The sequence below is a fragment of the Flavobacterium cheongpyeongense genome (genome assembly GCF_003202435.1).
Classification (GTDB): Bacteria; Bacteroidota; Bacteroidia; order Flavobacteriales; family Flavobacteriaceae; genus Flavobacterium; species Flavobacterium cheongpyeongense.
In genome coordinates this window covers 126,375-145,138 of record NZ_QJHK01000002.1, presented here as the reverse complement: position 1 = coordinate 145,138, position 18,764 = coordinate 126,375, and the positions used below count along the sequence as shown (strand labels likewise).

The window sequence follows — 18,764 nt, the reverse complement described above, 5'->3', positions numbered from 1 at the left end:
TGTAAAAATTATGAAAAAGATATTAAAATATTTGGGGCTTCCAGTACTTATGGTTGGATTATTCTGGTCTTGCGAAGACCTGGATGTACCCATTACAACACAATTGACACCAGAAGTTTTTCCTCAGAACTCAACGCAATATATACAAACTACAGGTCCTGTCTATTCTGCTTTCCGAGGTGAATTTTCATTCTCCTGGTGGTGGTCACAATCATTAACAACAGATGAGGCTATTTTGCCTGCAAGAGGAGGAAACTGGTTTGATAACCGAAACTACATTGCCATGCATTTTCATGACTGGACAGCTGACAATGGTATCATAGGAAGTCTTTGGGACTGGTCATCCAAAGTGATTGGGATCAGTAATCAGACGATTTCAATTCTAAATCAGGCAATGCCGGCAGGTGAAGAAAAAAACACGTTGATTTCTGAAGTAAAAACCATGCGTGCCATCTCTTATTATATGTTAATGGACAGTTATGGAGACGTACCATTGGATACGGTTTATGGAGATTTTAGCTCCCGCGCCAAATCGAGTAGAACTGAGGTATTTAATTTTATTGAAAAAGAATTAAAAAAAGCAATACCTAATTTAAATGCAGCATCAGGAGTTACAACTTACGGAAGACCTAACAAGCAGACAGCAAATGCATTGCTTGCCAAATTATATCTGAATGCTCAGGTTTATACAGGCACACAGCGTTATAATGACTGTATTGCAGCTTGTGATCAGGTAATTAGTTCAGGGTTGTATAATATTGAGTCAAGAGCGACTTATCTTCAAATGTTTTATCCAACCAATGGTCCACAAATGAAAGAGTTTATTTTTGCGGTACCTTATGATCCTTCTGCAGTGACGGTAGGTTTCAACGGGCAAATGTATCATGCACGTTATGATGTTCCTCGTTCTGAAAGAGCTAAATTTGGTCTTCCATTTACACCAAGTGCCCCTAGAAGTACACTTCCTGAGTTTTATGCTAACTTTGATGATGCTAATGATATTCGTAACAGACAATGGTTGACAGGTTTACAGTATATGAATGACGGAGTGACTCCTGTAAGGGTTACTACAACCAAAAAGGGGTATGACCAATTCTATACCGGTTCAGATGGTGGTGCGGCTTTGACTTATCAGGTAGACCTTACACCTAATATTGTACCTCGCCAAAATCTTACTTTGTTTGACTTAGGAAATGACGAAATTGCGTGGAACATGGGATATAGAAACATTAAATTTTATCCGGACAATACTTCAACAAACCGAAATCAAAATAATGACGTTCCATTTTTACGCTATTCAGATGTATTGTTAATGAAAGCTGAAGCAATTTTACGTGGAGGGAACGAAACTTTGGGACAGACAGCTATTTCACTTGTTAATATGGTTCGTTCCAATCGTACCACTTCTACTGCATGGAGCAGTGTGACACTGGAAGAACTTTACAAAGAAAGATGCCGTGAATTTGCATGGGAAGCCTGGCATAGAAATGATATGATCCGTTTTGGAAAGTATGAAGGGCAATGGGGTTACAAAACAAATACTGACACCTATCGTCGTGTTTTCCCAATTCCTACAAATGCTATGGTTTTAAATCCGGCTTTAACCCAAAATGAAGGATATCCTAATTAATGAATAAATACCAGAAACAATTTTTTTAATTCTAAAAGGAGAGGAAGACTATAAATTCTTCTCCTTTTTTATCAGGTAAGATTTCTAATGGTTACACTTTCTACGGAGCAGAGTAGCTACGTTTGCAATACCTGTACCTTAAATGTTTTATTTATAAAATAATAATAAATTACTTGTTAAATAGATGGTTTTTTCAACTGTCTTTGATTAACTATATTATCTGATCTGTTTGTCATAACAGACTCCCAATACTTCAATTAGATGAAACTGAACAAAATTTATAAAACAGGACGCATCGGAATATGTTTAGTTCTTATTTTTATAGTGTCATGTAAGTCAGAAAAAGGCTCTTCTTTTAAAAAAGAAGAATTAACAGAGTTGGTGTATCCTCTGCTTGATACCGAAAATTCAAGATGGTTTTTCTTTTCATCTGCAAGCCGTCCTTTTGGAATGGTGAACTTAAATCCTGATACCGAAATTAAAGGTGACTGGGGAGGCGGATACAAATATACTACTAATACCGTAAAAGGTTTTAGCCATGTCCACGAATGGCAAATGTCAGGGCTTTCTATTATGCCTGTAGCGATTACAAAGGAGAATAGCGAAAATATCTTTTCAGATTTTTATTCTGAATTCAGCCATGAATCTGAAAAAATATTTCCGGGTTATCATTCCTTATTACTCGACAGATACCAAATAAAAGCAGAATTAACCAGTACAAAAAGGGTAGGTTTTCATAGATATACGTTTTCAAGTTCAGCTCAAAAAGCAATTCTTTTCAACCTGAACACGATTTTAGGACCCTGCGAAAATACAAATGGCAAACTTGAAAAAATTAATGATTACGAACTTTCAGGATCATTGGTTTTAAGTACCAATTTCAGGCGTCCAAAACCTGTAACGGTATATTTTAAAATTAAATTTAATGAGCCTGTTTCTTCAATTGAACGAAATGCAGCAACGGGAAATTATCTGGTAAATTTTAGCATAGTCAAAGATAAAATACTCATGAAAGCCGGTATTTCTTATACCTCAGTTGAAAATGCAGCAAATAACCTGCAGCAGGAATTATCGCATTGGGATTTTGATAAAGTAGTTTCTGATTCAAAAACCGAATGGAATAATTTATTAGGAAGAATTAAAATTGAAGGTGGTACAAAAACAGATCAAAGACGATTTTATACGGATCTCTGGCATGCATTGCAGGGAAGAAAAACCATCAGCGATGCAAATGGTGCTTATCCTGATAACTCCGGTGAAAATTTCAGAATAGGCCAATTACCTTTAGACTCAAACGGAAAACCAAAATTCAATCATTATAATTCGGATGCCTTTTGGGGGGCTCAGTGGACCATAAATACACTCTGGGGATTGGTATATCCTGAAATTATGGATGAATTTGTTCATTCTTTAATGCAGTATTATAAAGACAGCGGTATGATTCCGCGTGGTCCTTCGGGAGGGAATGATACCTATGTCATGACGGGTGCTTCGGCTACGCCCTTTATTGTAAGTGCCATTCAGAAAGGAATCATAAAAGATGATCTGGAAGAAATTTACACAGCAATTAAAAAAAACCATATGCTAAATGGTATTATGGGAAAAGCCGGATACGAACACAATACAGATCTAGGTGGCGGATTAAAATATTATCTGCAAAAAGGATATGTTCCGTATCCGCTTCCTGATGGCAATTTTGGAAGCCACCAGGACGGAGCGAGCCAGACTCTAGAATATGCTTATCAGGACTGGACACTGGCACAATTAGCAAAAAAATTAAAACATCAGGAAGATTATGATTATTTTATGGGCAGGTCTAAAAATTACCAAAATATTTTCGATAAATCATCCGGCTGGATGCGTCCAAGGGATGTAGAAGGAAAATGGCGTGAAAATTATGATCCCTATCAATACGAAAACGGTTTTATAGAGTCAAACGGAGCGCAGTCAACTTGGTTTGTACCACATGATATTGAAAACCTGGCTATATTGATGGGAGGGAAAGAAAAAGCTGTGGAAAAATTAAACGAGCAATTTGAAACAGCAAAAGATCTAAAATTCACTTCCGGAACTTCGCATGATGCGGAATTACATCCGGAATTTAGCAGGATTCCAATTAATTTCGGAAACCAGCCTTCTATTCAGACCTCCTTTATTTTTAATTTATTAGGAAGACCGGATCTGACACAATACTGGACCCGAAATGTTGTTAAAGAAACCTTCAGCGGATTATCTCCCGCAACAGGTTATAATGGAGATGAGGATCAGGGATTAATGGGAAGCCTGAATGTATTACTCAAAATTGGCTTGTTTCAGATGAATGGAGGAACTGATAAAGAAGCTCAATATCAGATAGGAAGTCCAGCTTTTTCTAAAGTAACCATTCAACTAAACCCAAAGTATTATAAAGGCAAAAAAATTATCATTGAAGCAGATAATAACAGTACCGAAAACATTTATATTAAGGCAATCAAATACAATAATTCACCTGTAGAAAAAAATACTATTTCTCATGACGCAATTACTAACGGAGGAAAATTGATTTTAGAAATGTCTAATAAAGCAAAGCAATAAATTGGCAATGAAAGTATCTACCAAAACTATAATTTCTTTCGGGATATCAATATTTTTCTCCTTAACGAATTATGCCCAGACAGCGGCTCACAATTACGTAGACCCCATGATTGGTTCAGAAGGAGATGGGCGGGTTTTTATTGGTCCGTCATGCCCTTACGGAATGGTTAAACCAAGTCCGGATTGTACAGTAAGTCCCAATAGTGGGTGGCTGCCATTACCTAAAGAAGTAACAGGATTTAGTCAGGTTCATGTGAGCGGGACGGGTGGCGGTCCTAAATACGGGAACATTCAGATAATGCCATTTTCCGGAACTTTAGACAAATTAGACCAAACCTCTCGCAGAGTCGAAGAAAGCGTAAAATTGGGGTATTATCAAACGGTTTTCAAAGAAAACCAGATCAGGACTGAAATTACAACAGCCGAAAAAGTTTCATTTTATAGAATTACGTATCCAAAAAATGCGACAAAAGAGTTAAAAATTGACCCGGGATTTTTTCTTGGTGAACAGCCCGAACCCGATGGAAGAGAAGCACAACAATTTGTAGGGTCTCAAATAGAAATAGTTTCAGACACTGAAGTCAGGGGATACAGCAGAATTAGAGGCGGATGGAATAATGGCCGTGCTTATACAGTTTACTTTTGGGCCACTTTTGATCAGCCAATTGCAAAATATGTTACCTGGAAAGACGGTATATTTTATAGCAATCAACCAGCTCAGTTTGATTCTGGTAGAAAAACAGCTGCTTTGATTTCTTTTGGAAAAGACGGAAAACAGGAACTCAACGTGAAAATTGGGATTTCATTTCTTAGCGAATTAAAAGCAAAAAACAATATTGAAGTCGAAATTCCGCATTGGGATTTCAGTGCGGTTTTGTCATCTTTAGAAAATAAATGGGAACAGCTGTTGAAAAGAATTCAGCTATCTCCTGATACCTCTTTAGAATATAAAAAGATGTTTTATACCGGTTTGTACCACACCATGATTATGCCTGTTGACAGAACCGGAGAAAATCCGTTGTGGACTAATACCGAACCATATTATGATGATTTTTATTGCATCTGGGATACTTTCAGGAGTTCAAGTCCTTTAATTACGCTTATTGATCCGAAACGTCAGACAGAAATTGTGAACGCAATGCTGAATATTTACAAACGCGAAGGCTACTTGCCTGAGGGCAGAAGCGGTAATGATAACGGGCGTACTCAGGGTGGTTCTAATGCAGAAACAGTTCTTGCAGATGCTTTTGTAAAAAACTTAAAAGGAATAGATTATGAACTCGCATTAAAAGCAATGCTTAAAGATGCTACTATACCGCCCGGTGGAAATGAAGAGCGAGAAGGAAGGGGCGGTTTATTAGATTATTTGCGTTTGGGTTATGTTCCGTTTGGTATAGATCGGGCAGGAAACCGTACAATGGATTATGCCTATAATGATTATAATATTGCTACCGTTGCCAAAGGTTTAAACCATACCGAAATTTACAATCAGTATATCAAACAGGCAGATAACTGGCAAAATTTATGGCGTTCCGATTACATGAATAACGGCGCTACAGGATTCATTATGCCAAAGGATGCTTCAGGAAACTGGCTTGATGATGTGATCTTCGGTGAATCAAAAATTCAGAAACCGACTTATAAATATACACCGGTAATTACAGAATCTCCATGGTATGTGTGCCATTGGTGTGTGTTTTTTTATGAAGGAACTTCCTGGGAATATTCCTTAAGTGTTCCGCATGATCTTCCTGAAGTTATTCGCAGATCGGGTGGTGATTTGGCCTTCAAAAATAGGCTGGATACTTTTTTTGAAACTAAATTATATGATGTTTCAAATGAACCTTCTTTTTTAGCTCCTACAATGTACCACTGGATCGGAAAACCGTATTTGAGCAGTGACCGGATCAGAACTATTATTAAGGATAACTTCAATACTTCGCATGAAGGTTTACCAGGTAATGACGATTCGGGAGCAATGTCTTCCTGGCTGGCTTTCCACATAATGGGACTGTACCCAAATGCCGGACAGCCTTATTATTTACTGAATTCACCATTAATTAAAGAAATTACTTTAGAATTGGAAGAAGGTAAGTCCTTTAAGATTACAGCAAAAAAAATGAGTGATAAAAATAAATATATCAAAAACGCTTTTTTAAACGGAAAACCATACAACAAAGCCTGGATCTTACACGAAGATATTGTTAAAGGAGGTGAATTGATTTTAGAAATGGATTCAAAACCGTCTGTCTGGGGAACGACTATTTTACCACCTAAAAAATAAGCATGATGAAAAATATGATCTTAACCGTCCTTTTGTGTGGAATATTTCAGATGGTAACAGCACAGGATTTTGCTCCCACTATTAAAAACAATACGGTGTTGCATTATATCTGCAAACTTCACGGTCAGACCAGAACATTAACACTCACTTCTGAAATAACGACCGATGCACTTGTTCTTAAGCTAGACACAAGAGGTGTAAACAGCAGTATTGTAACAAAGTCGGAAGCACTAAAAAATGGGAATGCCTTAAGCTATAATCAGGGTGAATTTTCTCCGGTTTTGAATTTAAAACCAAATGAGACCTTTTTTATGATTTCGCAGGCAGCTTATCAGGATTTAGTGAAAAACAATAAATTTAGCTACAACAATACAACTTATGTATTAGATCAGAATTCAGATAAAAACAATGTGGTAATTGAAGGAAAATCAGTTGATGCAATGCACGTAATCGCACAGATTGATGAAACAGAAATGTGGATTGTGAAAAATCCTGAATTTCCTTTGATCTGTAAAATAACCAAAAATCCATTAGGAATTAACTGGACATTAGTGAAAATAGCAGATAAGTAATTAGATTTTAGCTTTAAAAGTAAATCTTAGCACTAGGCTGAATCAGTAAAAAGTGATAATATGAAAAAGCAGATTACCCGTGGAGAATTTCTCAGATTATCAGGTCTGAGCGTAGCAGGGGCTTTGGTTAGTGATGTAATTTTAGCAAACGATCTCTTGACAAATAATCTGACTGCTAAAACAGATACTGAACTAATGAAAAAGCTCATTTTAAACAATGATGCTAAAGTAAATAGCCTATTAAATAAAGCTCCAATTGAACCAACGATCAAATTAAACAGTTTTCGGGGGATAGCAAGTGCTATAAACACAATGACAGCTTCGGTATGTAATTCTGAATCTGAATTTTATAAATCTAAAATTGTAGCAGAGAAACTGAATGATGCTATAGATGTTTTACTCAAAGAGCAATATAATGACGGTACTTTAGATGCAGGAGGAAACCGACAATCGCCACCAGATACTGCTTTTATTTTAGAATATATCTGTCAGGCGGCCTCGATTTTAAAAAATAACAAACAAAAAGATTTAGAAGGGCTGACAATCAAACTGAAAAAGTTTATTCTGAATGCAGGTGAGGCGATGGTTACCGGAGGGGTACATACACCGAACCACAGATGGGTCATTTGTGCTGCTCTGGCGAATATAAATTCTCTTTATCCGGATCCCAGATATCTTCAAAGAATTGATGAATGGCTGTCTGAAGGTATTTATATGAATGAAGATGGGCATTATGCCGAAAGAAGCGGAATTTATTCAGCCGTGATTGACAAGGCTTTAATCACAATGGCGAGATTGTTAAACAAACCAAAGTTACTGGAAATTGTCAACAAAAACCTCATAACCTGTTTTTATTACACAGAACCCAATGGTGATCTGGTTACTGTAGATTCAAAAAGGCAGGATCAGTTTATGAATTTAAAAGTCAATAATTTTTATTTACAGTACCGGTATATGGCTATTCTTACTGAGAATCCGATGTTTGCATATATGGTAAATACAATCGAAAAACTGCCTGAATTTACGACAGAAATTCTTTCCGGTTCACTAGGGCATTTTATGGAAAACAGAGAACTTCAGAAGCAGGTTCCTGCCCTTGGAACTATAACCAATGATTTTGAAAAGTTTTTTGCAGTTTCCAGTCTGGCAAGAATCAGACGAGGCAAAACTTCGATCACCCTATTTGGAGGAAACGACCATCCTGTAATGATTGTTTCGGGAAGATCTTCAAATCCTAATTTTTTGATGTACAGAAAAGGAGATGCCCTACTAAAATACATGCGACTTTCAACTTCTTTTTTCAGAATGGGCTATTTTAGCAGCGAAGGTGTTGTAAAAGAGGGAAATAAATACATTTTTAAAGAAACCAAGCAAGCAGAGTATTACCAGCCTCTTGCAGCAGAATTTCGAAAACCCGATGGCAATTATAAATTATCCGAATCACCCGATGGAAGATTCTGGAATAAAATGGACTTCGATTCACGAATAAGAAGCAATGTAAAAACACAAACAACAGTCATTGAAATCACAGAAAGCAAGGGCTCGCTTAGCTTCGATTTTAAAGTAGACGGACCACCAAATGTTGAAGTGACAATCGAAATGTGTTTCAGGGAAGGCAGTACTATCAGCGGTGCGGTTATGGACGATAAAAAGAATTATTTTCTACAATCGGGACTGGGATTATTAACCGCAGGCGCAGATACGGTACAATTTGGTCCCGGAAAATGCGAACATTTAAATGTAGAAAACCTGGACAGTGAAGAATATATGTATCATCAGGGGAGCCTGCGTACTGCGGGAGAACATGTTTATATTACCGGATATACACCTTTTCGCCACAAAATGGTGATTTCGTAATATATATTAAGGATTGGACGATTTAAAAGTATAAATATCAATAAAATAGATTTTAACCAATTAATTCAATATTCAATTTCATGAGCTAATTGAATATTTTAAGAGTGGGTGCATTTAAAAACATACTGAATTCGTGTGAATTTGTAAAACTTATGTCCCTACTTTTGAATGATTAATTTCTTAATATTATAAAAAATGTAGCTGAATTATTAAAAGGTTGTTTTATTTTTACGGAAATTAAATTAATCTTATAAATAATTGAAATTATGAAATTATCATTTATTGCCACTTTATTATTTGGTTTTACTTGTTTTGCACAAAATAATACAGATACCAGTTTGTATATGAAGTCAGATAAAATAACGTATTTGACAGACATAGGTTCAGAATCTGGTGATTTGTACAAAACAATCGGGCATCATGGTCCTGCAATCGAAAACGAGTGGATGGCATTGAGAATCTATTTTAGTGATAAAGTGGCTATTGATGTTTATAATAAAGCAAAATCAGGTTTAGAATTAAGAAAAGCAAATTGGTATCCAACTCCGGAACAACAAAAAGAAGGCTGGGGAGCTGATTATTATAAAGTAGCCTCAACCAGTGGTTTAGGAGGAGTAAAACTGTGGGATGGAGAAAAAGTAGTTCCATTAAATCCAGTGACGAATCGTTTGGCACGTGTTGGAAAAACAGATACGACATCATGGATGGAAATGATTTCAAAAGGAGTGCCTTACAAAGGAAAAAAAGTAGATATTTTAGTTCGTGTAACCGTATTTTCAGGAAAAAGAGAGGCTAAAGTTGAAGCTTTTAGTCTAAATGGAGAAAAAGTACAATTTGTTACAGGAGTAAATTATTTTAAAGATTTCCAGACTAAAAAAGGGGAAAACTACATCGCTGTATGGGGAAAACATCCTGAAGATGTAGCAGCAGAGATTGTTGAAGTTGGAGCTGCCATCATCTACAATCCTAAAGATTATGTAAAAAAGGACGACGATGGAACACAATATTTGTTGATCTCTAAACCAACAAAACATTTAGAAACAAAAATTATATCTTCTTGTGCAAGAGAAACAGAATTAAATACTTTGGATAAGTTAGAAGCATATATCAAATAATATTTTACCCTTTGGGTGTAAATTATAGCCTTACACCCAAAAGGTATATTCTTAATTTGTTTCAAAGTCTGTAGTTTTGGTTTATTATGTTTTGCTCGAATTGTAAAATAATAAAAAAATATGTTAAAAATAAAACTACACGTAACGGCTTTGATTATAACTCTTTTTGCATCTGGCTGTAGTTGTAAAGCACAAAATAGAACCCAATCTCAAAAAGAATTTTTAATTACCAATTACGGTTCAAAAGCAGATGGAAAAACACTCAATACCATTGCGATCCAAAAAGCAATTGATGCTGCTTTTAATAACAAAGGAGGCCGCGTAGTTTTTCCCAAAGGAACTTTTTTATCAGGAAGTATTATTCTAAAAAGCAATGTTTCCTTGTATTTCGAAGAAGGAGCCACATTGCTCGGAAGTACAAATCCAAAAGATTATCCGAATATGACTTTTGAAGGACGACCTGACTCTCCCAAAAAAGACGACAACTCCCAAATGGCTTTAATCATTGCGCATAAAGCCTCTAACATTTCACTAAAAGGAAAAGGAACTATTGACGGTCAGGGACTAAAACTGGCCTTAAATATTGACAGTCTGCATCATGCTGGTGTTGCTGTAGATCCAAAATACAGCCTTCGCCGAAGCCGCCCAAACGAAACCATGAGACCTAAACTGTTTCGTTTCTCACAATGCAAAAAAATTACTATTGAAGGACTATATGCCGGAGAAGCCTCTTGCTGGGGATTATCTTTTGAATTGTGCCATAATCTGGTTTTAGATAACCTCAAAATTGTAAATCGCTCATACTGGAACAATGACGGAATCGATATTACGGATTGTAAAAATGTTACCGTTACAAACTGTGATATCAACTCGGCAGATGATGGTATTTGTCTCAAATCATACTACCCCGGATTTTATAATGATTCCGTTTATATTGCCAACTGTACGATTAGATCTAGTGCCTCAGCCATAAAATTCGGAACTGCTTCTTTCGGTGGTTTCAAAAATGTAACAATTAAAGATATAAAGGTCTATGATACTTTTCGTTCAGCTGTTGCCATAGAATCTGTTGATGGTGCTTTTATAGAAAATATTGAAGTTTCCAATATAAATGCTGTTAATACAGGTAATGCGATTTTTATCCGTTTAGGAAACCGTAGCGGCGACAAGCCCGGTAGTATAAAAAATATTAGTATCAGGAATATAAAAGTACAAGTGCCTTTTGGTCGTCCGGATAGTAATTATGATCTGAGAGGTCCCGAAGTCGATTTTTTCCATAATCCTTTTCCTGCTTCAATTGTGGGTTTGAAAGGATATAATATTGAAAATGTAGTTTTAGAAAATATTGAAATAAATTATCCGGGAAGAGCTTCAAAAGGAATGGCATATATTCCGTTAAACAGACTAAATCAGGTTCCGGAAGCTGCTCAGGATTATCCTGAATTTTCTATGTTCGGCGAACTGCCGGCTTACGGTTTTTATGTGAGACATGCTAACGCAATAACCATGAAGAATATCAAACTTACCTTAGAAAATGCTGATTTCAGACCTGCTTTTGTATTTGATGATGTAAAGGATTTAAGGATGGAAAGAATAGAATTTCCAAAGGAAAATCACAAGCAGCTTATCTTTAAGGATGTAAAGTCATCAACTACAGATAATGAATTATCAGTACATAAAACAGAAATTAAGTAAAATTATATGTTGCGAATATCAGGAATCATATTAGTATTACTCTTTTTGTCTGCCTGTAAATCCCAACAGACTGATAAAAACAATACTGTCCAAATTGCTTTTATTGCCGACGCTCATTTACAGGATATTTTTGCCAAATTTGAAGATAACAATTATAAAGGAATCCAAAATCCGGTAACAGGGGAATATGCGAATATCAGAACAATGAATTCACAATTACATTCTACCCGAATTTTCAATGAGAATTATTTTGCTTTTTTAGAAGCTTTAAATGATATTACAAAAAGAGGCATCAAACAAGTTGTGCTTCCGGGAGATTTCAGCGATGACGGACAGCCAGTTCATGTTCGGGGATTAAGAAAAATACTAGACGAATACTCAAAAAAACACGGAATATCATTTTTTGTCACAACAGGAAACCATGATGTTGTCAGACCATTTGCTCAGGATGCCTTTAAATCTGATTTTTTAGGAAAAGACGGAAAAGAACAGATTATCAGCAGTTCAAAAACGAACTTAAAGTTTCAGAAAGATCAATTAGAACCTGTTATCACAGTTGATATCAAAAACGGCGGATACAAAGAAACCCTGCAGGAAATGGCCGGTTTTGGATTTTTTCCAAAGAAAGATGATTTGTATTGGGAAACGCCTTTTTCAGATTATAAGTATGAAAACTACAATTTTGATGAAGCATTAGCAGCATCTGTTTTAGAGAAAAGAACCTACAAAGTTAGAAATACCAATTTATATCTCCCAGACGCGAGTTATCTTGTTGAACCAGTCAAAGGAGTATGGCTTCTGGCAATAGATGCAAATGCGTATACTCCTAATGAAAAATTATCTGGTCTTCCAGATGATCCTCATGATTTTTCGGGAGCAAATATTGGCTATAATAATGTGCTGGTTTATAAAAATCATTTGATAGAGTGGGTTAGGAAAGTTTCAGCGGAAGCCAGACAAAAAGGAAAAATCCTGATTGCCTTCAGTCATTATCCAATGGTTGATTTTAATGACGATGCATCACCGGAATTAAAATCGCTTTTTGGAGTCAATAAAATGCAATTGCAAAGAATTCCTAATGAAGAAGTAGCACAAATATTTGCAGATGCAGGTATTCAGATTCATTTTGGCGGACACATGCACATCAATGACACAGGAGTACGAAAAACCGCAAAAGGAAACACATTGTTTAATATTCAGACACCTTCGTTAGCCGCTTATATGCCGGCTTATAAAATATTGACAATTCATTCAATCGACGAAATTGAAATAGAAACCATTGTAGTAGGCAAGGTTTCAAAATTCAATAGTCTGTTTCCTTTTTATAATCAGGAATACGAACATTTAGCGAATCGCAAAAGCCCTGAAATATGGAACAAGGAAATTCTTAAATCTAAAGATTATAAGTGTTTTACAGAATGGCACTTAAAGGAACTAGTGAGAATGAGATTTTTACCTGAAGATTTTTCAGCAGAACTTTCTGCATCGCTTTTAAAACTCTCAGGAACGAATTTATTGTATATAAATAAAAATGATTCAGACATGGATGCGGCTATCAAAGCGAATTCTTTAACAAAAAAAGATTTCGGATCCTGGACAGGTTTTGATATGGTTTTCGATTTTTATCGATTAAAGGCTGCAGATGAATTAGCAAAACCTGAAATAGGATTAAAAAGATTGAAGCAATATCAGATAATCTGTCACGAGTTAGAGAAAACGAATGACCCTAATCTGGTTTTATGGGCCAGGATATTTCTAAAAACAATGAACAGCAGACCTTCCGGTCATTTTAGGATTAGTTTAAAAACAAATCAGATTCAGCACATAAATCCTTAAAATTCGCTAACTTTAATTTGACCAAAATCTATATTTATTTATGAGAAAAAATTCTTTCATACTACTTCTTATTTTATTCATTTTTTATAATTCGCATTCACAGAATATAAAATTTGCACATTATAATGACAATAACGGACTCTCACATAATTCTGTAAGGCATATTGTTCAGGATAAAAAAGGATTTTTATGGTTTGGGACATTCTCAGGATTAAATCGTTTTGACGGGTATCAGTTTAAAAATTACTTAAGTTCAGCACTGGGTAACAATAAATTATATAATGATGATATAACAGCCCTGGAACTCGACGGGGCATCAAATCATTTGTGGGTTGGTACCCGAAAAGGTCTGACATTATTCAAAATGGACACTCAGGTCTTTGTTACTTATTTACCCAAAAAAAACGACCCGAACAGTTTACCTGAGGAAGAAATCCGTTCTGTACATGTTGACAAATTTAAAAGAGTCTGGGTTGGAACAAAAAACAAGGGTGTTTATCTGTTTTTTTTGAAAGATAACCGATTTGAAAAAATTCCGGTAAAAGGATTTGATTATGTAAAGGAAATTTTTGAAGACAAAAATGGAAATATCTGGCTGGGGAGTTATGGCAAAGAATCTGTGGCCAAAATAACTTTAGATACAAAAGGAGCAATTGTAAAAATAAACAATTATCTGCTTACAGTTCCAAATTCTAATATAAAAAATCCGTATGTCAATTTTATTTATGAAGATGCTAAGTCAGATATTTTTGTTGGTACACGCGAGGGGCTTTATAAACTAGACAAAAAAAACAACTCTTTTACCAACTTATATATCGAAAATAAGGAAATTAGAGGAAGTCTGGGACCTTATTTCCTTTCGGTAGCAAAGGCTCCTGATGGTAAATATTGGGTAGGGACACTTGGAGGATTACTCGTTTGCAAACAATTGGAAGATATTCAGAAAGGAAATTATAAATGGTACTATTCAATACTCTCAGACAATACCTCTTTGGTAGACAATCTGGTTTCGGCACTTTATTTTGATGCTTCAGGGGTACTATGGATAGGAACAGAAGACGGATTGGATAAGTATGACCCGTACGAAAATCAGTTTGTACTCAATAAAGATATATCACGTTATATAGGCAATCAGGCCCCACGTATCAGGGGGTTTTCTAAAACTTTTGATGGAAAAGTTATCGTGGTTACCAATCATAATGGTTTGTTTATTTCGAGTTCAAATGGATTCGTTCCGTTACATAATAAAGGCCGGGATATTGCCAGTATTTATTCTGATGACGGGAAGACTTTTTATTGTGGAATGTGGAATGGTCATATATTGGTTTATAATTATACAAGTAATTCTTCAAAAGAAATTGCCGTAGGTTTTGAAACCTCTCCGGTTTTTGCTTTCAGTAAAATTGGAGATGATTCTATGATGGTTGGCTCATTTGGAGAAGGAGCGGTTGTATTAAATACAAAAACATTACAAGTACAAACATCTAAGGGCAAATTATTACCTGATTTTCAAATCAATGCAATAGAAAAGGACAAAGGAAACAATGTGTGGTTTGCTACAGAAACGGGTGTTGTAAAATACAATAATATATCCGGTAAAATAGAAACTTACAAGACACTCTCAAAAAAACAAAATGCTGCACCTCATGAAGACAATGTAAGCGATATTATGCTAGATAAGGCTGGAAGAGTATGGGCTTCGACACGTTTTGGGCTATGTCTTTATGACCCTGTAAAAAATAAACTCGTTACAATAACAAATTTTTCAGAACTCTCAGATAAGTGGATTACAGATATGTTATCTGATGACAATGGGGATTTATGGCTAAATATTAATAATAACAGTATTGCATGGGTAAAATCGAACTTAAAAGATATCAATATTTATCATGTAAACAGCGGTAACAGACTGGACGTTTTTAGTTCCGGTGGATTTTTTAGTTTTAATTCCAGTATTTATCTGGGAGGCAAAAATGGTATTATTTCATTCTCACCTCAAACTATGAAAAGAAATAATTGGTCTCCGCTTCCTGTTATTACCGAATTTAAAATCCAGAATGAAGAAGTATTTCCTGAAATGGAAATTAACGGAGATATTCCGCTTTCAAATGAACTTAATTATGGTAAAAAAGTAGCACTCAATTACAAAAACCGAAATTTTTCGCTTCAGTTTTCAACTCCTTCATTTGCAAATGAAAAACTAAACAAATTTCAATATATGCTTGAAGGTTTTGATAAGGAATGGATTACTGCCACTAGCAACTCCAGAACGGTTCAGTATACCAATCTTTATCCGGGAAATTATGTTTTTAAAATAAAAGCCAGCAATAGCGACGGGCATTGGAGTAAGATAGTTTCATATCAAATTAAAATCCTTCCGCCGTTTTGGCTCACCCCAATTTCATTTTTATTACTTTTTATTGTCTTGCTCTTTGTTTTCTATTTCATCAGAAGGGAAATTAAAAACAGAATACTTTTAAAACAGGAATTGTTAACCGAAAAAGTAAACAGGGAACACGATATTAAACTGAATAATGAAAAGCTTCGGTTTTTTACCAATATTTCACACGAACTAAGAACCCCGTTAACCCTTATTTTAGGCCCTGCGAAACAATTACTGGATGAAAACAGTAATGCGACCGATTATGAAAAAAGCCGGTACAACCTTATCTATCAAAATGCCAGCAGACTGCTGAACCTGGTAAATCAGGTACTTGATTTTAGAAAAGCTCAATCAGGAGAATTAAAACTTAAGGTATCAAAAACGGATATTTTAAGCTATTCCAGAAATATTTTTGATTCTTTTAAAGAAATGGCTTTCAACAAAAAAATTAAACTTAATTTTATTACTGAAGAAGAAGCTATAACAGGCTGGATTGATAATGACAAATACGATAAGATTCTTTATAACTTATTATCAAATGCACTAAAATTCACTAATAGATACGGAAACGTTGATTTGTTTATCAGATTAAAAAACAATACTGATGAAGTATTAGTTATAGAAGTAATTGACGACGGGATTGGAATTCCTCTAAAAAGTCAGGAAAAAATCTTTAAACGTTTTTATCAGGCCACCAATAGTAAAGCGCATAATACAGGATCAGGTATAGGGCTTTCTTTAGTAAAATCTTTGGTCGCAATCCATAAAGGAACCATAACTGTCGAAAGCGCCCTTGGCAAAGGAAGTGCGTTTAGGGTTGAAATTCCCATAGACCGAGTTTCTTATGAAAGTAAGGAAGTATTTGAATATGCTTTGAAAAATGACAATTTAAGTATGCTGATTCCTGAAAAATCAGTTAAGAAAACAATTCAAAATACAGAATTAAAACAAAAAATACTGGTTATTGAAGATAATACTGAATTAAGAAAATACCTGGTAGACTTTTTATCAGATTTTTATAAAGTTTATGATGCCGAAAATGGAGAAGAAGGTCTTAAAATTTGCCGCCAGGTAAAACCAATTTTATGCGTTGCAGATGTAATGATGCCGGTTATGGACGGTTTGGAATTTTGTAAAGAATTAAAGAACGATGAGTTTATCAGCCATATACCGGTTGTATTGCTTACAGCCTTGGGTGAAAATGTCGACAAAGTCAAAGGCTATGAAACCGGCGCAGATGGTTATCTGGTCAAACCTTTTGAACCTTCATTATTAAAAACGGTTATTGAAAATGTCATCAAATCAAGATTAGAACTAAAAGCAAAATTCTCAGGTGAAGTAGAAAGTAAAGTAAGTCTCTTGACCCATTCTCCTATTGATGAAGAGTTTATGGAAAAAATTACAAGTCTAATCAATGATAACCTTAGCGAACTGGATTTATCGACAGAATTTTTGTGTGATAAACTAGGAGTAAGTTCGTCAAAACTATATCGAAAAATTAAAGAATTAACAGATTTGGCACCAAATGAATTTATCAGAACGATTCGCTTAAAGAAATCTGCAGAACTCCTTAAAACAAAAAAATATAACGTTTCAGAGGTAACCAGTCTGGTTGGATTTAATGATCCGTTATATTTTAGCAGATGTTTTAAAAAGCAGTTTGGTTTTCCTCCGAGTAAGCTTATAAATTAAAATAAAATCCAAATTTTTAAATTCCAAATTCCAATTCAATGAGCAGTTGGAATTTGGAATTTATTTTTTTTAGTATTGCCAACATTGGACTTTACTTTATAATTTATAAATGTAAAATTCACGCAAAATTAAATTCTATCCATGTTTTTGATGTATTAATCCATTTTGAATACTCTTTCTAATTCTATTTTTGTCTTATAACTTTTAATTTAAATCTTTATGAAAAAGCATATAGACACTGACAATCCGTTGCATAATTTAGATGAATGGGAAGACGATTTGCTAATACGATATCCTGATCCTTCTGGACCGGTTAAGGAAAAAGAGGAATTTAGAAATTATGTAGATTCAGAAAGAGTAGAAACAGTTCGTGAGTTTTACAGAATAAACCATACTTACCAGACCTATGATTTTGTCTGTAGTAAAGAGCAGGAATTTTTACAGTTTAATAAAAAACAAATGTCAATCTGGGAAGCAGTAGATTTTTTGAATACCCTTGTTGACGATAGTGATCCGGATATAGATTTAGATCAGACACAGCATCTATTACAGACTTCAGAAGCGATCAGGGCAGACGGTCATCCTGATTGGTTTGTACTTACAGGTTTTATACACGATTTGGGCAAAATTTTATGTTTGTTTGGAGAACCACAATGGGCAGTAGTAGGAGATACTTTTCCGGTGGGTTGTGCCTATTCGGATAAAATTGTTTACCCGGAATTTTTTAAAGACAACCCGGATTATACAGACGAAAGATTCAATACAAAGTTTGGTGTTTACACAGAAAACTGTGGATTAGATAATGTAAAAATGAGCTGGGGGCATGACGAATATCTGTATCAGATTATGAAGGATTATCTTCCTGAACCAGCTTTATACATGATTCGTTACCATTCATTTTACTCACAGCACAAAGAAAATGCCTATACACATTTGATGAATGATAAAGATATTGAAATGTTTGACTGGGTAAGAAAGTTCAATCCGTACGATTTATATACAAAAGCACCCGTTAAACCAGATGTAAAAGCATTATTACCGTACTATAAAGAATTAGTCGCCAAATATCTGCCTGAAAAATTAAATTTCTAATCGGGGTTTATTATTTCTTAAAATTTAGAATTCT

At 35.0% G+C, this 18,764-nt stretch carries 10 protein-coding genes; all 10 read left to right on the top strand.

Translation table 11 applies throughout. From position 1 onward, the window contains the following. The first annotated feature begins 10 nt into the window (after positions 1-10). The 10 genes from DMB65_RS02785 (at position 11) to DMB65_RS02740 (ending at position 18,730) form a co-directional block, all read left to right on the top strand. A complete protein-coding gene (locus DMB65_RS02785) occupies positions 11-1,630 on the top strand; it encodes a RagB/SusD family nutrient uptake outer membrane protein (RefSeq protein WP_110305150.1) in 1,620 nt (539 codons plus the stop codon). A gap of 261 nt (positions 1,631-1,891) precedes the next feature. Beyond that, complete coding sequence (locus tag DMB65_RS02780) at positions 1,892-4,204, top strand: GH92 family glycosyl hydrolase (RefSeq protein WP_110305149.1); 2,313 nt, start codon at positions 1,892-1,894, stop codon at positions 4,202-4,204. Positions 4,205-4,211: 7 nt separating this feature from the next. Next, positions 4,212-6,488: a GH92 family glycosyl hydrolase gene (locus tag DMB65_RS02775; RefSeq protein ID WP_110305148.1), complete on the top strand. Its 2,277-nt coding sequence runs from the start codon at positions 4,212-4,214 to the stop codon at positions 6,486-6,488. Positions 6,489-6,490: 2 nt separating this feature from the next. Beyond that, positions 6,491-7,060, top strand: coding sequence for a hypothetical protein (locus tag DMB65_RS02770; RefSeq protein ID WP_230470585.1), 570 nt, complete (start codon positions 6,491-6,493; stop codon positions 7,058-7,060). A 60-nt stretch (positions 7,061-7,120) separates the two neighbouring features. Continuing rightward, positions 7,121-8,917 (top strand): hypothetical protein, encoded by a 1,797-nt coding sequence (locus DMB65_RS02765; RefSeq protein WP_110305147.1) that lies wholly within the window; start codon positions 7,121-7,123, stop codon positions 8,915-8,917. Between the two features lie 266 nt (positions 8,918-9,183). After that, on the top strand, positions 9,184-10,032 hold the full coding sequence (locus tag DMB65_RS02760; RefSeq protein ID WP_110305146.1) for a DUF4861 family protein: 849 nt from the start codon (positions 9,184-9,186) through the stop codon (positions 10,030-10,032). Positions 10,033-10,152: 120 nt separating this feature from the next. Continuing rightward, positions 10,153-11,727: a glycoside hydrolase family 28 protein gene (locus DMB65_RS02755; RefSeq protein ID WP_110305145.1), complete on the top strand. Its 1,575-nt coding sequence runs from the start codon at positions 10,153-10,155 to the stop codon at positions 11,725-11,727. Positions 11,728-11,733: 6 nt separating this feature from the next. Then, positions 11,734-13,563, top strand: a complete 1,830-nt coding sequence (locus tag DMB65_RS02750; RefSeq protein WP_110305144.1) for a metallophosphoesterase family protein — start codon at positions 11,734-11,736, stop codon at positions 13,561-13,563. 40 nt (positions 13,564-13,603) lie between these two features. Then, positions 13,604-17,638 (top strand): hybrid sensor histidine kinase/response regulator transcription factor, encoded by a 4,035-nt coding sequence (locus tag DMB65_RS02745; RefSeq protein WP_110305143.1) that lies wholly within the window; start codon positions 13,604-13,606, stop codon positions 17,636-17,638. A 219-nt stretch (positions 17,639-17,857) separates the two neighbouring features. After that, positions 17,858-18,730, top strand: coding sequence for an inositol oxygenase family protein (locus tag DMB65_RS02740; protein ID WP_110305142.1), 873 nt, complete (start codon positions 17,858-17,860; stop codon positions 18,728-18,730). The last annotated feature ends 34 nt before the right edge of the window (positions 18,731-18,764 follow it).